This is a genomic window from Maritimibacter sp., assembly GCF_016774595.1.
GTDB classification, from domain to species: domain Bacteria; phylum Pseudomonadota; class Alphaproteobacteria; order Rhodobacterales; family Rhodobacteraceae; genus Maritimibacter; species Maritimibacter alkaliphilus.
On sequence record NZ_JACBWT010000002.1, the window covers coordinates 466,921 to 483,306 of the forward strand.

General features: G+C 63.3%; 14 protein-coding genes and 1 tRNA gene. 11 read left to right on the plus strand and 4 right to left on the minus strand.

What is annotated here, in order from left to right:
- Window positions 1–2: 2 nt before the first annotated feature.
- On the plus strand, window positions 3–764 hold the full coding sequence (locus HOY44_RS13550; RefSeq protein WP_287435288.1) for a TIGR02186 family protein: 762 nt from the start codon (window positions 3–5) through the stop codon (window positions 762–764).
- A gap of 2 nt (window positions 765–766) precedes the next feature.
- On the opposite strand, the gene HOY44_RS13555 is transcribed toward HOY44_RS13550, so the two are convergent.
- Window positions 767–1,162, minus strand: a complete 396-nt coding sequence (locus tag HOY44_RS13555; protein WP_287435290.1) for a VOC family protein — start codon at window positions 1,160–1,162, stop codon at window positions 767–769.
- Window positions 1,163–1,264: 102 nt separating this feature from the next.
- Between HOY44_RS13555 and ychF the strand changes: the two genes are divergently transcribed.
- Window positions 1,265–2,362 carry a redox-regulated ATPase YchF gene (ychF, locus tag HOY44_RS13560; RefSeq protein ID WP_287435301.1) on the plus strand — a complete coding sequence of 366 codons (1,098 nt, stop codon included), beginning with the start codon at window positions 1,265–1,267 and terminating at the stop codon, window positions 2,360–2,362.
- Between the two features lie 32 nt (window positions 2,363–2,394).
- On the opposite strand, the gene HOY44_RS13565 is transcribed toward ychF, so the two are convergent.
- The 3 genes from HOY44_RS13565 to HOY44_RS13575 form a co-directional block, all read right to left on the minus strand.
- Complete coding sequence (locus HOY44_RS13565) at window positions 2,395–3,714, minus strand: polysaccharide biosynthesis/export family protein (RefSeq protein ID WP_008330940.1); 1,320 nt, start codon at window positions 3,712–3,714, stop codon at window positions 2,395–2,397.
- Window positions 3,715–3,801: 87 nt separating this feature from the next.
- Entirely contained in the window at window positions 3,802–4,599 is a 798-nt protein-coding gene (locus HOY44_RS13570; protein WP_287435304.1) for a metallophosphoesterase, read from the minus strand.
- A 189-nt stretch (window positions 4,600–4,788) separates the two neighbouring features.
- Window positions 4,789–4,878 (minus strand) — tRNA-Ser (locus HOY44_RS13575).
- Between the two features lie 499 nt (window positions 4,879–5,377).
- On the opposite strand from HOY44_RS13575, the gene HOY44_RS13580 reads away from it, so the two are divergent.
- From HOY44_RS13580 to HOY44_RS13620, 9 genes are all read left to right on the plus strand, one after another.
- A complete protein-coding gene (locus tag HOY44_RS13580) occupies window positions 5,378–6,223 on the plus strand; it encodes an ABC transporter permease (RefSeq protein WP_287435306.1) in 846 nt (281 codons plus the stop codon).
- A gap of 2 nt (window positions 6,224–6,225) precedes the next feature.
- Complete coding sequence (locus tag HOY44_RS13585) at window positions 6,226–7,047, plus strand: ABC transporter ATP-binding protein (RefSeq protein WP_138423686.1); 822 nt, start codon at window positions 6,226–6,228, stop codon at window positions 7,045–7,047.
- A gap of 91 nt (window positions 7,048–7,138) precedes the next feature.
- A complete protein-coding gene (locus HOY44_RS13590; RefSeq protein WP_287435309.1) occupies window positions 7,139–8,857 on the plus strand; it encodes a DUF1800 domain-containing protein in 1,719 nt (572 codons plus the stop codon).
- A 21-nt stretch (window positions 8,858–8,878) separates the two neighbouring features.
- A complete protein-coding gene (locus tag HOY44_RS13595; RefSeq protein WP_138423684.1) occupies window positions 8,879–10,120 on the plus strand; it encodes a DUF1501 domain-containing protein in 1,242 nt (413 codons plus the stop codon).
- 56 nt (window positions 10,121–10,176) lie between these two features.
- Entirely contained in the window at window positions 10,177–11,223 is a 1,047-nt protein-coding gene (locus HOY44_RS13600; RefSeq protein ID WP_287435311.1) for an ABC transporter substrate-binding protein, read from the plus strand.
- Between the two features lie 395 nt (window positions 11,224–11,618).
- Entirely contained in the window at window positions 11,619–12,614 is a 996-nt protein-coding gene (locus HOY44_RS13605; RefSeq protein WP_008330801.1) for a LysR family transcriptional regulator, read from the plus strand.
- A gap of 505 nt (window positions 12,615–13,119) precedes the next feature.
- Entirely contained in the window at window positions 13,120–13,719 is a 600-nt protein-coding gene (locus HOY44_RS13610) for a hypothetical protein (RefSeq protein ID WP_138423681.1), read from the plus strand.
- 347 nt (window positions 13,720–14,066) lie between these two features.
- Window positions 14,067–15,794 (plus strand): pyrroloquinoline quinone-dependent dehydrogenase, encoded by a 1,728-nt coding sequence (locus HOY44_RS13615; protein ID WP_171043010.1) that lies wholly within the window; start codon window positions 14,067–14,069, stop codon window positions 15,792–15,794.
- 81 nt (window positions 15,795–15,875) lie between these two features.
- On the plus strand, window positions 15,876–16,385 hold the full coding sequence (locus HOY44_RS13620) for a c-type cytochrome (protein WP_287435315.1): 510 nt from the start codon (window positions 15,876–15,878) through the stop codon (window positions 16,383–16,385).
- Window position 16,386: the final 1 nt, after the last annotated feature.

Consider the following 16,386-nt stretch of genomic DNA (forward strand, 5'->3'; position numbering starts at 1 on the left):
CGATGCTGCGTCTGGTCCTGATCCTCACCCTGTTCCTCGCAGTCCCCGCGCGTGCCCAGCAAGAGCAGATCGTCGCGGGGATGAGCCAGAACCGCGTCGCCATCGACGCGACCTTCGTCGGTTCGGAAATCCTCGTCTTCGGTGCGGTGAAGCGCGAACGGCCCGCGCCCGACAGTGAACTCGGCGTCGTCGTCGTGATCGAAGGGCCGACGCAGGCGATCACGGTCCGGCGCAAGGACAGGCGGTTCGGTATCTGGATCAACACCGACGAAGTGCGCGTCAGCAACGTGCCTTCGTTCTATGCCGTCGCCACCTCCGGCGCGTTCGACGACGTGGTGAATGAAGAGGCCAACGCGCGCCGCCTCGTCTCGATCGACGAGGCGATCTGGATACTCGACCGGCCCGACATCGCGGACGAACAGGCATTCGTGGATGCCGTCATTCGCATCCGGGAAGAGGCCGACCTTTACACGCTGAAAGAAAGCTCCATCGACCTCAATCAGGAAACCCTGTTCTCGACCGCTGTGCAGCTTCCCTCGAACCTCGTCGAAGGGCTCTACACCGCGCGTATCTATCTGACCCGGAACGGCAATATCGTATCGGATCACATCTCATACGTGAGTGTGCAGAAGGTCGGGCTGGAACGCTGGCTTTACAACCTCGCCCACGACCAGCCGCTCTGGTACGGGTTGCTGTCGCTCGCCATCGCGATCATCGCGGGCTACGGCGCGTCGACGGCCTTCCGAATGTTCAGCCGGGGCTGAGGTCACTCGGCCGGATCGGCGGACACCATCCAGCGGATGCCGAACCTGTCGGAAAACGCGCCGAAGGCCGGGGCCCAGAAGGTCGCCTCCAGCGGCATCCTCACTTCGCCACCTTCGGACAGCGCGTTGAACACGCGCGTCGCCTCGTCCACCGTCGGGAAGCTGACGTGGATATTGCACCCGGCCATCGCCGAGAAATCCGTGCCCGACGGATCGTCGGAACCGTAGATCCAGCCGTCGCCGACCTTGAGTGCCGCGTGCATCACCGTCTTTGGGTCCACGCCGGGCATCTGGTCGCCCATCTCCATGATTTCGGGACCGGCGCCGAACACCTCGCCATAGAACGTGAACGCCTCGCGGGCCGTGTTCGAGAAGAAAAGATAAGGAATCGGCTGCATCGGAAACTCCATCAAGACTGCCCGCAGACCCTAGCACGCGCCCCGTTGCGGGCGAGGGGTTTTGCACATAGAAGGCGCGGGACAATTCCGAAGGAGACGAGCATGGGCTTTCGCATGGGGATCGTAGGGCTGCCGAACGTCGGCAAGTCGACCCTGTTCAACGCACTGACGCGCACCGCCGCGGCGCAGGCGGCGAACTTCCCGTTCTGCACGATCGAACCCAACGTGGGCGAGGTCGCCGTGCCCGATGCGCGTCTCGACAAACTGGCCGAAATCGCCAAGTCGAAAGAGATCATCCCGACGCGTATGACCTTCGTCGACATCGCGGGCCTCGTGAAAGGCGCGTCCAAAGGGGAAGGGCTGGGGAACCAGTTCCTCGCCAATATTCGTGAGGTCGATGCCATCGCCCACGTTCTGCGCTGTTTCGAGGACGGCGACGTGACCCATGTCGAAGGTCGCGTGAACCCGGTCGAAGATGCCCAGACCATCGAAACCGAATTGATGCTCGCCGACATGGAGTCGATCGAGAAGCGGCTTCAGAACATCGTGCGCAAGGTGCGCGGTGGCGACAAGGAGGCGGTCCAGCAGGAACGCCTGATGAAAGCCGCGATGGAGGCCCTGGAAGCCGGTCAACCGGCGCGCACCGTCGAGGTGGATGCCGAAGACGCGAAGGCGTGGAAGATGCTCCAGCTTCTGACCACCAAACCGATCCTCTATGTCTGCAACGTGGGCGAGGACGAGGCCGCCGAAGGCAACGAACATTCCGCAGCCGTCGCCAAGATGGCAGCGGAACAGGGGGCGGCGTCGGTCGTCATCTCGGCCAAGATCGAGGAAGAGATCAGTCAGCTCGACGCGGAAGAACAGGCCATGTTCCTCGACGAACTCGGGCTGGAACAGGCCGGACTGGATCGCCTCATCAAGGCGGGCTACGACCTTTTGCATCTTCAGACCTACTTCACCGTCGGTCCGAAAGAGGCGCGCGCCTGGACAATCAAAGAGGGCACCGCCGCACCGCAGGCCGCGGGCGTCATTCACGGTGACTTCGAGCGCGGGTTCATCCGGGCCGAAACCATCGCCTATGACGACTATATCGCGCTGGGTGGCGAAAACGGCGCCAAGGACGCAGGCAAGATGCGGGCCGAAGGGAAATCCTACGTCGTGAAGGACGGCGACGTCCTCCACTTCCTCTTCAACGCCTGACGTCGGACCCCGGCATCAGGCCGGGGTGCCCGTCATATCCCCAGAAGGCGGACGCTTGCGGCCACTTCGCCCATGACCCGACTCAGGGCGGTCAGGGGCTTTTCGGACACGAAGACCACATCGTTCGGCCGAAGCTCGAACCGGGTCGCAAGGACGAGGTTTGCGGCGTTGTAGGCATTGAGGTGCCAGGCCCGAATGCCCTTGCCGTCGCCGGTGCCACGCAGCACGTAGACCTCTCCGATATTGCCCGACGCGTTCGGCACCCCTTCGCCTTCGCTGAACAGCGCGTCGGCAAGGCTCGCCTTGCGTTCGAAGGGCAGGGTGAAGCGGCTCTGCTGCCCGACTTCACCGGCGATATAGACATAATCCCGCTCGACCGCGTCCAGCTGGATGCGTTGCGCATAGTTGGCCCGTGCTTCGTCCAGTTCGGCCCGACGAATGCCGATCTCGGTGTTCAGTTGCGAAATGGCGTTGGCCCGCGCCTGCTGACGCAGAGAATTGACGGTGATCTGTTGCTGGAAGAACGCCTGCGCCCGGTCGAGCTCGTATTCCGTATCGACGTAGATGGAGTCGCCATCCGTGAGGATGAGCCGCTGAATGCTCGGCGTCTTGAGATAGGTTTCGAGCGGGATCTGATACATCGTCCCGTCCCGGTAAAGCCGGATCGACGCGTAATCGAGATCCTCGGTGTCGATCCCGCCGGCGGCGGTAAGGGCCTCGGCCAGCCGCAGGGGCGATACGGTGATCGGCAGGATCGCCGCGGACTGGACCGCGCCCCCCACGGTCACCCGCTTGGAGTTGAACTCGGACACCTCAAGCGAGAAGTTGGGCACCATGTCCTGATCGACCATGGCGCTGAAAATTTCGCTTTCGGCCTCTTGCAACGTCATGCCGCCAAGGTTGATCCGCCCGATATCCGGGATCGAGATCGAACCGTCATCCTGGATCGTGTAGCCAAGGCGGCGGCTCTGCGCGGCGAGAAGCCCGGTCAACGCTTCGACCGTGTTGGCCGATTCCGGCGTGGCCAGCGTGATGATGTCGCCCGCGCCGAGCCGGTAAGGGCCGGGGTCGATCTGCGGCGGGATTCGCGTGCTCAGACCCGTAGGGCGCCGTTCTTCGGCGACCGGCGGTTCGGGCAGGGCGCCGAAGCCCGTCGTCGAGCCCGCCGTGCCCGTGGTGCGCGCGAAGATCGCGGGAAGCGTGCGCGGCTGATAGGTGCTCGCGTTCGCCGCGGCGATGCTGTTCGCCGTCATCGCGACGATTTCGACCTCGCCGACCGCCGTCCGTTCAGCGACAATCACGGGCGTCCCGATCGCACCGCATCCGGCAAGGGCCAGAAACAGACCCGTCATTAGAATTGACCGCACGACTGCCCCCCAGACAGGATTCTTTTCTCAGTAAGGTGATACCAGCCCTAGCGGTCCGATTGAAGCGACATACTAGGGATATCCACAGGAAACTCCCTGATAGGTCGCGACCACCGTTTCGGCGCGCCCGTCCGGATAGGCGATGACTCCCGACAGCCGACCCGTGGCATAGGCCCCTGTATCCACGGAGATAATGCCACCTGCGGCGCGAGCCTCGGGTATGATCGTATGGCCATGCGCGATCCAGAGACCGTCCTCGCGCATTGTGTCGGGAAAGTCACGGTGCCCCCATTTCAACGCGTGTCCCGACTGATCTTCCAGCGGCTTGGTGGGGTCGGCGGCGGCATGAACGATTCCCAAGTTGCCCGACGTCGTCCAAAGCGGCATCGCGCGCAGCCAGTTCATCATGTCCGGCCCGAGGGCCTCGGCCAGTGCCGCTGCGGCCTCGGTCACCGCGTCTCCGGTCGATTGCTCCGACAATCCACCGATCCCGTAGCTCGCAAGGGTCTGAAGCCCCCCGAACCGCAGCCACCGCCGCCCATGCCCGTCGGGGTCGGTGATGAAGTCGAGCATGGCCTCTTCATGGTTGCCCTGAAGACAGGTGAACCTGTCGCCGTCATCGCGCGGGCGAAGGAGGTCGAGGACCGCGCGGCTCTGCTCCCCCCGGTCGATATAGTCGCCGACGCACACGACGCGCGCCACCTCGTCACGCCCGTCGAGATGGTCGAGCATACGGGACAGCAGCGTGTCGCAGCCGTGAACGTCACCGATGATGCAAAGGGGCTCGGACGGGGCCAGCGGCGCGGCGAATGCGGGCGCGGCGTCTTCCGTATTCGACCGACCAAGGAGCTTGCCCAGAAACCCGACCATGTGCGCACCCCTCGAAACCCGGACAGCCCGCGGCCCATGCGCAGCGAAAGCGCCTGCCGTCCCGGTGATCTAGCATCCCGCTCCGCGATTGCAAAGAACGCGGCCACGGCGAGCGGCCAAGCGGTGTCGATGTCGGTGAGGGGCTTATGGGTCGGGGAGAAAGGTCCATGCGCTGGCAGGGACGGGAAATGGCGGAGACGAAGGGATTCGAACCCTCGAGACGGTTTCCCGCCTACTCCCTTAGCAGGGGAGCGCCTTCGACCACTCGGCCACGTCTCCGCCGACGCGTATAGCCAAGGGAACATAAGGGTTACAAGGCGTTTCTGTCCGCGCTCGGAAAAACCTTGCCGCCTTGGGCGAACGGCGCGGTGATGCCGGGCATCCGGTGAGTGGCGAGAGTGGGGGCGGGGGCTTTGAACGTGGACTTCGGCTGGAAGCGTGGCTTGGCGTGTGAGCTGATCGGGAGGTAAGCCGGGAATGCGGGGTGCTTCGCGCCGAACGTATCCCTCTCGCGCGTCCCATTCTGTGCCAATGCACGACGCTCTCGTGTGTTCTGGTCAAACATGCCCTAAAAAACGCTCAAACCGGTGTCTCAAAGCCAGCTCGTTGACGGACCCCTGGGAGCCACAACCTCCATCCGATCAAAGCCCTCCGCCGTGTGGTCGAAGCCCCGCCGAACGCGTCGAACTGGACTTTGACTCGCAATTGCGAAACATTCCCGCCCACATGCCAAGCCGAACAGAACCCTGAACCGGCTTGGGAAATGTGCCACGCGAGGATGGTCGATTTGAGCGACTCGAATACCGAAACGGCCCGTCCCATTCACGACAGTACGGCACGCGCGGCGAAGGCCCGCACCCGCAAGCGCGCTCTCCTGTGGTCGTCCTGGATCGGGATTACGCTGCTCCTGCTCGTGTCGATGGAAGTGCTGAATGCGGTCGCGGGCAAACTGGTGATGCCAAGCCCCGTGGACGTGGTGCGCGAAGGCGTCGGCATGACCCTCGACGGGACGATTCCGCGGGCGCTCGGGCAATCTCTGACGGTGCTCGTGCTGGGCTATCTGCTTGCGGCGGTCACGGGGATCGGGATCGGGATTTTCCTTGGCGGCCTGCCGTTCGCGGGGCGGGTGTTCGACCCGTTCGTGAATGCGATGAACTCGACACCCGGGGCGGCCTTCATCCCGCTCATCATCGTCTGGTTCGGCCTGTACACCGAGGCCAAGATCGTCGTCGTCTGGAATGCCGCGCTGTTTCCGATCCTCATCAACACGGCGGCGGGAATCGCGTCGGCGAACCGGGATCTGACCGAGATGGCGCAATCCTTCGGTGCGGGGCGGTGGTCGCTGTTCTGGCAAGTGATGGTGCCGGATGCCTTGCCTTCGATCTTGAGCGGACTTCGCATCGGGGCCGCGATCTCGACCGTCGGCACGGTCATCGCCGAACTGACCATGGCGCAGTCTGGTCTGGGCGGGCTGCTGGTGGCCGCCGGGAACCGGTTCCAGATGGACAAGTACTTCGCGGTCGTCTTCGTGCTCATGGCGCTCGGCACCGCGATCACCGCGTCGCTGCGATACGCCGAACGCCGGCTGGGGCGCTGGCGGGTTTCGATGTCCGAAGACCGCTGACCATGACCGCTCCGCTCATCTCGCTCCGCAATGTCGGCAAATGGTTCAAGGACGGCAGGGTCGTCGCGCTCGAGGACATCACGCTCGACATCGCGCCGGGAGAGTTCGTGAGCCTCGTCGGCCCCTCGGGTTGCGGCAAGACCACGCTCCTTCGGCTGATGAACGGGTTGCTCCAGCCCGATACCGGCACGGTTCTGGTGCGAGGGGAGGCGCCGACGCCGAATTCCGACCTCGCCATGGTGTTCCAGTCCGCGCGCCTGCTGCCGTGGCGCAGCGTGCTTGGCAATATCGAGTTCGTTCTGGCGCTACGGGGCTTGTCCCGCACGGCGCGGCGGGAGCGCTCGCTGGGGCTTCTCGGTGCCGTGGGTCTGCGTGACTTCGCCGATGCTTTTCCGCACGAACTGTCCGGCGGCATGCAGCAACGGGTCGGTCTGGCCCGCGCGCTTGCCGTCGAGCCAGACGTGCTTTTGATGGACGAACCCTTCGCGGCGCTCGATGCCATGACGCGCGAGACGCTGCGCGCCGAGCTTTTGAAACTCTGGGCGCGGCGCGGCACCGCGATCGTCTTTGTCACTCATGACATCGACGAGGCGATCTTTCTGTCACAACGGATCGTCCTGCTCAGACCGCGACCGGGGGCGATCGACACGACGCTGACGGTCGACTTGCCCGAGCCGCGCTGGGAAACCGATCCGCGGGCGGACCCGCGTTTCGCGGCGCTTCGGGCCGATCTTTGGAACCGGATTCACGCCATGTCGCGTGACGGGGCGGAGCTCGAGGAGCTCGCCTATGCCTTCGATCCGGGTACGACCAAAGGCATATAGGAAAACCAAATTGTTACCATAGGGTGCTGAAAGGCGCCTGACGCGTTTAGCTGACAGCACCGCCGATTCCGTTGGCGGTGGGAGGAAAACAATGGCAACGCTCGCTTCCGGATCGCTCGATCCGATCAACGGCGACGTCTGGACCCGTGAATTCGCCGGACACCTGCTGGAACGTGCCGGCTTTGGCGGCACGCCGGACGAGATCGCGCATCTGGCGGCCATGACCCCCGAAGATGCTGTCGATTTCATGCTCGCAGGCGGCGATACCTCGTCCCTTCCGCCGTTCGAGCACTCCGGGGTCTGGGACGCGACGCTCAAGGATTTTCCGCCCAGCCGCCCGGCGGCCACCGAACTGGCCGAACGCACCGGCGAAGCGATGGGGGTGCGCGTCAAACCTTCCGGCGCGCGACCGCTTCAGCCGGTGACCGACCGGTTCTTCTACTGGCTGCGCGCGACCGTGCTTGAGACCCGGCGCCTGGGCTTTTGGTGGATGGACCGGATGGTGCGCAGCCCGCATCCGCTTCTGGAAAAGATGACGCTCTTCTGGCACGGCCACTTCGCCACGAGCGAGGAAAAGCTGCGCGATTACCGCAAGATCCAACTTCAACTCGACACCCTGCGAGACGGCAGTCTCGGCAATTTCCGCGACCTTCTTACCGCCGTGTCCAAAGACCCGGCGATGCTCGTGTTCCTCGACGCCTCGCACAACGTGAAAGGTGCGCCCAACGAGAATTTCGGGCGCGAGGTCATGGAGCTTTTCACGATGGGTGTGGGCAACTACACCGAGGCCGACATTCGCGAGGCCGCCCGCGCATTCACCGGCTGGGGCAACGACGACCTGACGTTCGTGATCGACCCGGACAAGCACGACGACGGCGAAAAGCGGTTTCTGGGCCAGACCGGCAATTTCGACGGCGACGACATTCTCAGGATCATTCTGGATCAGGACCAGACCGCGCTGTACATCGCGAGCAAGATTTACAGGTTCTTCGTGCGCGACGATCTTTCCCCCGCGATGGCGGCGGACCTTGGCGCGCTTCTGCGCAAGCATGATTACGCGTTGAAACCGTTCCTGCGCACCCTGTTCCTGTCGCAGGATTTCTACAGTCCGGCCTCGGTCGCGACCCATATCAAGTCGCCCACCGAGTTGCTCATCTCGACCTATCGCAAACTGGGCCTCGACGCGCTGCCCGGCGTGCCCGACCCCTACACGGTCGGCAAGACGCTGGGGCAGATCCTGCTCTATCCGCCGACCGTGGCCGGCTGGGGCGAGGGGCGCGCATGGATCACGCCGGGGCTTCTGTTCGAGCGAGGCAACTTCGCGCAATCGGTGCTGTTCCCCGACATGATAAATTTCGTCGACCCGAACCTGAATCCGGGCGGCGAAGTGCGGCGCGTGAACAACAACATCAACGCGGGCATGGAGATCACGGCGGCCACGCTGGAGGAGGGGGCTTCGGACAGCATGGCCCAAGGCATTCAGGAAGCGTTCAACACCCGTTACGCGAGCCTTCAGGGCTGGCAGCAGGCGATGCGGCGGGTCAAGCCGATCCCCCGGTCTCCGGCCCAGTTCAGCCTGTCCGAGATGGTGCGCGACGCCGACGCCAAGACCACGTCCGACGCGGTCGATGCGTTGTCCGACCGTTTCCTGCGCGTGCCGCTGGACGACCCGGCCCGCGCCGCGATCGTCGATCTTCTGAACGAGGAACTGGGAACCGAAATGCTCGCCGAGGCGGACAGTTATCTCGAATACCCGCTCCGCCTTGCCGCTCATGGCATCATGAGCGCCCCGCAATACCAACTGGCCTGACGCACCCGAAGGGAGGCTTACATGGCGAAACAGACGAAACTGACCCGCGCCGACAAGGACCGGCTGAAGGCGTCCGGCTACGACAGCCTCGTGCTCGAAGGGGCAGGGGGCATCTCGACCTCGCCGGTGTGGTCCAAGGTGGCCGATGCCGACAGCACGGACCGCATCCTCGTGATCGTCGAACTCTCCGGCGGGAACGATGGGCTGAACACCGTGATCCCCTATGCCGACGACGCGTATTACAACGCGCGCCCGAACCTTGGCATCCGTCAGAAGAACCTGATCGAGATCGACGACCACTTCGGGTTTCAAAAGACGATGACCGGGTTCGAGAGGCTCTATAAGGACGGCAAGATGGGGATCGTGCATGGCGTGGGCTATGACCAACCCTCGTTCTCGCATTTTTCCTCGATGGCCTATTGGCAGACCGGCGCCCCGAACAGCGGCGAGGCGCATGGCTGGCTCGGGCGCATGGCCGACGCCATCGACCCGCTGGGCCACAACCCGAACTTTCTCATCAATGTCGACGACCACCAGTCGCTTGCCGTGAACGCCGAACACCATGTGCCGCTGGTTTTCGACGACCCGAACAAGTTCACCCGCCAGATGTTCGAGGCCGAGGCCGACGTCATGGCCGCCGTGGACCGCAGGGGAAACGGGAACGGCAACGGCGCGCTCGATTTCCTCAAGGAGATCGCGGCAAGCGCCTCCACCTCGGAACAGCTCGTGCGCGATGCGTGGAGTTCCTATTCCACCCCCGTCGATTACGGCCTCGCCCCCTGGGGGCTGGAAAAGGTGGCGGCCCTCATCGCCGCCGATTTCCCGACGCGCGTCTATTACGTGCCTTACCGCAACAACGCCTTCGACACGCATGTCTACCAGAAAGACCCGCACGCGCGGCTGTGGTCCTACACCTCGGATCACATCGCCGCCTTCATGCAGGACATGGAGCGGCTGGGGCGCGGCGACGACATCGTGCTGATGGCGTTCAGCGAATTCGGGCGGCGCGTCCCGGAAAACACCAGCCTCGGCACCGATCACGGCACCGCAGGCCCGGCCTTCATGATCGGCAATCCCATCGCGGGCGGCCATTATGGCGGCGTGCCGAGCCTGAGCGACCTCGACGACGGGAACCTGAAATACACGACGGATTTCCGCCGCATCTACTCCACGCTCATCAGCGGATGGATGGGCCATGACGGGGCATCCACGATCCTGAACGACGACTTCGCCCCGATCCCGATCTTTCGCCCGGCGGCCTGATCCCGCCGGGCCGAAAAAACGACCGGCCGCTTGGCCGACAACACGAGGACTTCAACATGACACGTATTGCAGACCTAAGACTCCCCGCGCTTTCCCTCGCCGCCCTCGCGGCCCTCTCGACCCCCGCGCTCGCGCAGGACGACATGCTCGAACTCAGTGTCGCGCTCGGTGTCGTGGATGCGAACTTCAACCCGACCACGGCCTCGATCTTCAGTCTGGCCGACGACCTCGGCTATTTCGAACGGCACGGGGTGGATGTCACCTACGTCAAACTCGACGGCACGCCACAGGCCGCCGCCGCGCTTTATTCCGGGTCCGTGGACCTTGCCGACATTTCGCTGGAAACGGCCCTGCGTCTCAGGGCCGACAACGACGTCAAGGTGCGCGGCGTGGTCGCAAGCTCCATTGGCACGTCCTTCCTGATCGCCGGGCTGACCGAATTGGAAACGGTCGAAGACCTCGAAGGGCGCAGCTTCGCCATCGCGGATTTCGGCAGTCTCGACCATGCGCTCGGTCAGGCGGTTCTGACGGAATACGGCGTGTCGCCCGACAACATCGAATACGTCGCGATCGGTGCGCCGGACGTGCGAATTCAGGCGCTCGCCGCCGGGAAGGTCGATGCGACGACGGTGTCGTTCGGAACCTACTCATCCGTGGGCGAGGTCGACAGCATCCACATCATCGTCCCGCCCGACGAGTTCTCGCGCCGCTCGCCGGCGCTGACGAAGTTCGTGGCCGGGCTGGAAAGCACGCTTGAAGAGAAACGCGACGCGATCCAGCGGTTCACCGACGCCCTCATCGAGGTTTCGCGCGACATGCAGGCCGACCCGGAACGCTGGATCGACATCGCCGCCGAAGCGCGCCCGGACCTGACCCGCGAGAGCCTTGAACAAACCGCCGAACTGAACGCGTCGCGTTGGTGCATCAACGGCTGCATGGCGCCCGCCGAGTTGGAGAAAACCCTGAACTTCATCTACGCCAAGCCGGATTTCGAAGGTGTCGCGGTGATCGACTTCGCCGATGTGAGCGATCTGAGCTTCACCCAGCAGTCGATGGAAAACCTCGGTGCCGCCGAAGGGTTCGGATTGGACCTTCGCAATTGACGCTTTGGTAGACCGTCAAAAAAGCGCGAAGGTGCTGACATACGCTTAAGTCCGAAAAGCCCGTTGCTTCGGGTTTTCGTATCGCAACGCCGCTTTTCCGGTCACGCGGGAAGCGGCGTTGTTCATTTCAAGCGCGCCCCGCAACAGGGGAGTCGCCGAACCGATCCTTGCCTGCGCAAACACACCCCCCGAAGATTTACCGCAATTGCCGGACGACAAGGGATTGCATTGGTCCCATTTCTCATCTTTTGTATGCGAAATGGGGGTGTAGCGTGTACGTAGCGGCCGACGATCTGGTGGCCGATCACGAAAAAAACATTTCAGACGCGCCAAACTCCCTGTTAACTATTGCAAAAATCAATACGCCGAATTGCTCCTGCCTAACGAGGACCGACGTGGACATCACCCTGCGCCAACTTGAAATCCTGCACGCGATCGTGGTGAGCGGCTCTATCAGCAAAGCCAAACGCTCGCTTGGTTTGTCGCAGCCGACGATTTCGCAGCAACTTGCCAAGTTCGAGGAGCTTCTTGGCGCGCAGTTGATCTATCGTCAGCGCGGGCATGACGGCCAGCTTACCCAAGCGGGCGAACACTGGTTCAAGGTCGCGCAAAGCATTCTGGGAACGCTGGATCAGGCGACGGTCGACCACCAGTCGCGCACGGGCAAGAGCGGTCTGGAATTGCGTTTCGGAACAACGCCTTCGCTCAGAGGGCGGTTCATGGAAAAGGCGGCGACCCTGTCGCGGGAAATCACCGATTTCTCGCGGGTGGATTTCGTCTGGGCGCTCGGCTCCGCCGAACTGGTCGAGATGATCGCCACCCACAAACTGAACTGCGCCATCGTGAGCGAGGCGAGCGTCGGCGAATACAAGATGTCGATGCATCTGGTTCACCTGTTTCGCGACAAGATCGTGCTGGTCGTGCCCGCCGGGGTGGACGACGACGAGCTCGCGCGGACCCTGAGTGGAGATTCGTCGAACGAGGATGAGCTCGGTCCGCTTCGCAACTACGTCGATGTCGGCACCGCCGTGCCTTGGAAAGCCCGTAGCGAGCATTGGTACAGAACCTGTATGCGCAGGGCGGTCCCGTATTTTTCGTGCACGACGCACCAGGGCGCGGTGGACATCGTGGCGGCGGGCCTCGCCACCTGTCACGCCCCCCTGTCGCTGCTGCCCAACCTTCCGGTTTCGGTCCGGCAGCGGATCAAGTTCTACGATCTGGGCGAGCACGTCCGCGACGCGGTGCTCGTGATGCCACGGCATCTGCTGACCCTGCGTCCCTTCGCCGAGTTCCAGCGCCGGTTGAGCGAATGGGTCAAGACCGAGTATTCCGACGAGCTTCTGGAACAGGAAATGCGGACATTGCCGCATTTCAGAACCGCTGCCGAGTAATCGTCGCTGACGGGGGCGAGCCCAGACCGGGAAACCGCCGACGGGTGGGGAGGCTTGTGTATTCGTGGCCCCCGCCGGGCGTATTCGGCATCCGCACGACGGCACATATTAATAGCCAATTCATTGGATTGGCATACGCTATATCCCCCCGGCGCCGCCGTCCGGTGAGGCCGCGCAAGGCACGTGAACCCGCGCCAAATCTAATCGGTCTGGCGGTCAGAACAGCGAAAAACTTGAGGTATTGCCGCAAGTTAACCAGATTTGTCCTCTTTCCGGTGCGTCCCCATTTCAGCGCGAGGAATTGGGCGCCGCAACGCACCGACAGCCGTGAGCTGGGCCATCGGATTTTGCACGCCCCGACTGGCGCCCCCCGCCAAGCCGCCCTAGTCTTGACTTGGTAAAAATGACGCTGATACTATGTTCAGTGACGTATAAACGCTTGTAATCATTGACTAAAATGGAACGGAAGGCCGGGACGGAACGGCGCGACCGCAAGGGAGGAAAAATGGCAGACACAACTATGCAGGGGACTGCGCAATCGGGCGCTGGAGTGTGGATATTCCGGGTTCTGCTCATCGCAGGGGCCGCTTTCATGGTTTACTCGTGGTACACCCCGTGGTGGGGCGCCAGCATCGCGGTTCTTCCGGGCGACGACCACATGCTGATGCGTCCGTGGGGCATCGAGGTGATCGGTCAGGTCCGCGCCAATGCCAACCCCGACCTCTGGGCGATGCCGGGCATCTTCGTGCCGTTCATGTGGGCCTACTTCACGGTGTGCCTGCTGGCACTTGCCGCAAGCCTGTTCATCAAGCGCCGCCTTTCGCTGGGTCGCTTCAAACTCCCGCTCGCGACGCTTCTGATCCTGCTCGTCGGTCTGTCCTACGTGGTCGCCGTCGTCCTTGCCTACGTAATCGGCGATTGGCGCGCGGGCATGGCTGACAGCAACTTCATCGGCGAATCCACGATCCGCCACGCCATGACGGGCAACAAGGTCAAGATGACCGGCTACCTGAAGGACGGCTACTACTACGCACTGGCCGCCGGCGGGGTGCTGGTCGTGCTCGGTCTTATCCGCGGCCTGTTCGTGCGCCAGCCGAAGGCCTAGGGCCGAAAGGCCTCTGAACTTCTTCGACCCCGCGCCGGTCAAAGCGCACGGGTCGATGTGAGAAAAGCGTGATGCCCGGGTCCGGCCCGGGCATTTCTTTTTATTCACGTCATGCACCTGCGGACGGCCGGGTTTTCGCGGGGACAGATGGCCGAATTCCTGAAGCCCCAGGCAATCCCCGTGGTGCATTTTTATGCATCTGCCTCGTCAGTTTGCGCCGTTGCGCCAGTAGCTTATGCAAAAAGCAATGTCCCATATTGAAAAACTCATCACCTGAAAGTGACAGCATGGGCATACCTAGGGATTCAACCCTGTAAGGGAGGACAAATATGACAACGAGATCTAGATTGGCTACGTTGACGGCGCTCACCGCTGTCAGCCTTGCAGGCGCAGGTTTTGCGCAGGTGACGCCGGAACGGCTGGTGGCCGCCGGGTCGGAGGAAGAAGCCGCCAACTGGCTCATGGTCCACCGGACCTATGATTCCAACCGCTTTTCCCCGCTGAACGAGATCAACGCCAGCAATGCCGCCGACCTGAGTCTGGCTTTCGCCGTTCCGATCGGCGGGCTCGAGCCGTCGGGCTTCGGCGCGGGCTACATGGAAGCGACGCCGCTGGTCGACAACGGCTTCATGTACGTCTCCGATCCGTGGGGTTCGCCCTACAAGATCGACGTGACGTCGGGAACGAAGGGCCAGATTCTCTGGGTCTGCGACACCGGCATCGAAAAAGACCCGACCGCGGGCGTGCTTCTCGCCAACCGCGGCCTCGCGCTGCACGGCGACAACGTCATCACGGCGCTGAACGATGGCCGTGTCGTGGCCTGTAACACCGAAACTGGTGAGGTCGCATGGGACGTTCAGGCCGCCACCGAGCCGGGCGAAGGCTTCACCAGCGCGCCGCTGGCCGTGGGCGACAAGATTCTTGTCGGTCAGTCCTACGGTGACTGGGCCACCCGTGGTTGGCTTGCCGCACTCGACGCCGAGACCGGCGAAGAAGTCTGGCGCTTCTTCACGGTGCCGGAGCCAGGTCAGCCGGGTTCCGAGACGTGGCTCTGCGAGGAAAGCGGAAACCCCGATTGCTGGAAAACCGGCGGGGCGGCGCTTTGGGTGACGGGTTCCTATGACCCTGAAACCAACACGACCTACTGGGGCACGGGCAACCCTGTGCCGATGTTCGACCCCGAATTCCGTCCGGGCGACAACCTCTACTCCAACTCGACCATCGCGCTCGACGCGGATACCGGCGAGCTGAAGTGGCACTTCCAGTACACGCCGGGCGACTACATGGACTATGACGAAGTCGGCATTCAGCTGCTGATGGACGTCACCGTCGATGGGGAAGAGCGCAAGGTCCTGTCGCACTTCGGCCGGAACGGCATCTTCTACACGCTCGACCGGAACAGCGGTGCCTACATTCAGTCGGCTCAGTATGTGACCGAGCTGAACTGGACCGAAGGGATCGACCCCAAGACCGGTATGCCGGTTGAGTACGACCCCTCGAAGTCGCTTCAGACCTATGCCGCCGGCGTCATCAGCCGTGGCAGCGATCCGATCGACCACTGCCCGCACATCACCGGTGGCGTGAACTACTACCCGACGGCCTATAACCCCGAAACCGGCATCGCCTATGGTGCAGGTCAGGAAGGCTGCTCGGAGATCGCGACGCAGGAAATGGCGGCAGAAGACGTCATGCCGGGTGTCATCTTCCTCGGCGGGACTTATGCCGGCAGCAGCGAGCAGACCGGTTCGATCACGGCGATGGACGTGACGACCAGCGAGCAGGTTGCCAAGCAGAACATGCCCTACCCGAACCACAGCGGTGTGCTGGTCACGCCTGAAGTGGTCTACTCGGGCTCGCTCGACGGCACCATGGGCGCCTACGATGCGACGACGCTGGAGCCGCTCTGGTCGGTCAACGTCGGCACCTCGTTCCGCGCACCGCCGATGACCTACGCGGTCGATGGCAAGCAGTATGTTGCCATTCTCGGCGGCCCGGTGGGCGGCAACGCCAACGGGCATGAAGAGCTGGAAAGCATGCAGCAGTCCAACATGCTCTGGGTCTTCGCGGTCAACTGATCCTGAGGTCCTCCGTGCCGGGCAGCTTCGGCTGCCCGGCATTTTCGTCTAAACGCTTTCCCCGAACTCACAGGAGCCGAAATGCACGTCACCCGCGCCGCGGCCGCCATGCTCTTGCCTTTCATGCTGGCCATGCCCGCGACGACCGTGGCGCAGGCCGCGGATCCGGTTGGCGATCCGGCACGTGGCAAGACGGTGTTCCGTTCGGTGGGGGATTGCATGAGGTGCCACGGGTGGGCGGCGGACGGCAGGTCCGGTGTTCACCTTCGCGCACCGCCCGGCTCCAACCTTCGCGAAACCGCCCTCGATGCCGAGGGTCTGGCCGAGGTCATCCGATGCGGGCTTCCGGGCACGCCGATGCCCTACCACAGCCGACAGGCCTATGACGGGGACGGCTGCTACGGCATGTCTCTCGACGACTTCGACGCGGACGACAAACCCAAGCGGGGCAAGACGTTCGGCGACGACGATATCCAGAATGTCGTGGCCTACCTGCAATCCGAAGTGATCGGGCTGGGCAAGCCGACGTTCGAGGAATGCACCGCGTTTTTCGAGAATCCGGCCGCCGCGGCCTGCAACAGCCTGAGGTAGC

Coding starts and splice junctions, on each gene's coding strand:
- HOY44_RS13550 (WP_287435288.1), top strand. CDS start 3: ATGCTGCGTCTGGTCCTGATCCTCACCCTGTTCCTCGCAGTCCCCGCG.
- HOY44_RS13555 (WP_287435290.1), bottom strand. CDS start 1,162: ATGCAGCCGATTCCTTATCTTTTCTTCTCGAACACGGCCCGCGAGGCG.
- ychF (WP_287435301.1), top strand. CDS start 1,265: ATGGGCTTTCGCATGGGGATCGTAGGGCTGCCGAACGTCGGCAAGTCG.
- HOY44_RS13565 (WP_008330940.1), bottom strand. CDS start 3,714: ATGACGGGTCTGTTTCTGGCCCTTGCCGGATGCGGTGCGATCGGGACG.
- HOY44_RS13570 (WP_287435304.1), bottom strand. CDS start 4,599: ATGGTCGGGTTTCTGGGCAAGCTCCTTGGTCGGTCGAATACGGAAGAC.
- HOY44_RS13580 (WP_287435306.1), top strand. CDS start 5,378: ATGGTCGATTTGAGCGACTCGAATACCGAAACGGCCCGTCCCATTCAC.
- HOY44_RS13585 (WP_138423686.1), top strand. CDS start 6,226: ATGACCGCTCCGCTCATCTCGCTCCGCAATGTCGGCAAATGGTTCAAG.
- HOY44_RS13590 (WP_287435309.1), top strand. CDS start 7,139: ATGGCAACGCTCGCTTCCGGATCGCTCGATCCGATCAACGGCGACGTC.
- HOY44_RS13595 (WP_138423684.1), top strand. CDS start 8,879: ATGGCGAAACAGACGAAACTGACCCGCGCCGACAAGGACCGGCTGAAG.
- HOY44_RS13600 (WP_287435311.1), top strand. CDS start 10,177: ATGACACGTATTGCAGACCTAAGACTCCCCGCGCTTTCCCTCGCCGCC.
- HOY44_RS13610 (WP_138423681.1), top strand. CDS start 13,120: ATGGCAGACACAACTATGCAGGGGACTGCGCAATCGGGCGCTGGAGTG.
- HOY44_RS13620 (WP_287435315.1), top strand. CDS start 15,876: ATGCACGTCACCCGCGCCGCGGCCGCCATGCTCTTGCCTTTCATGCTG.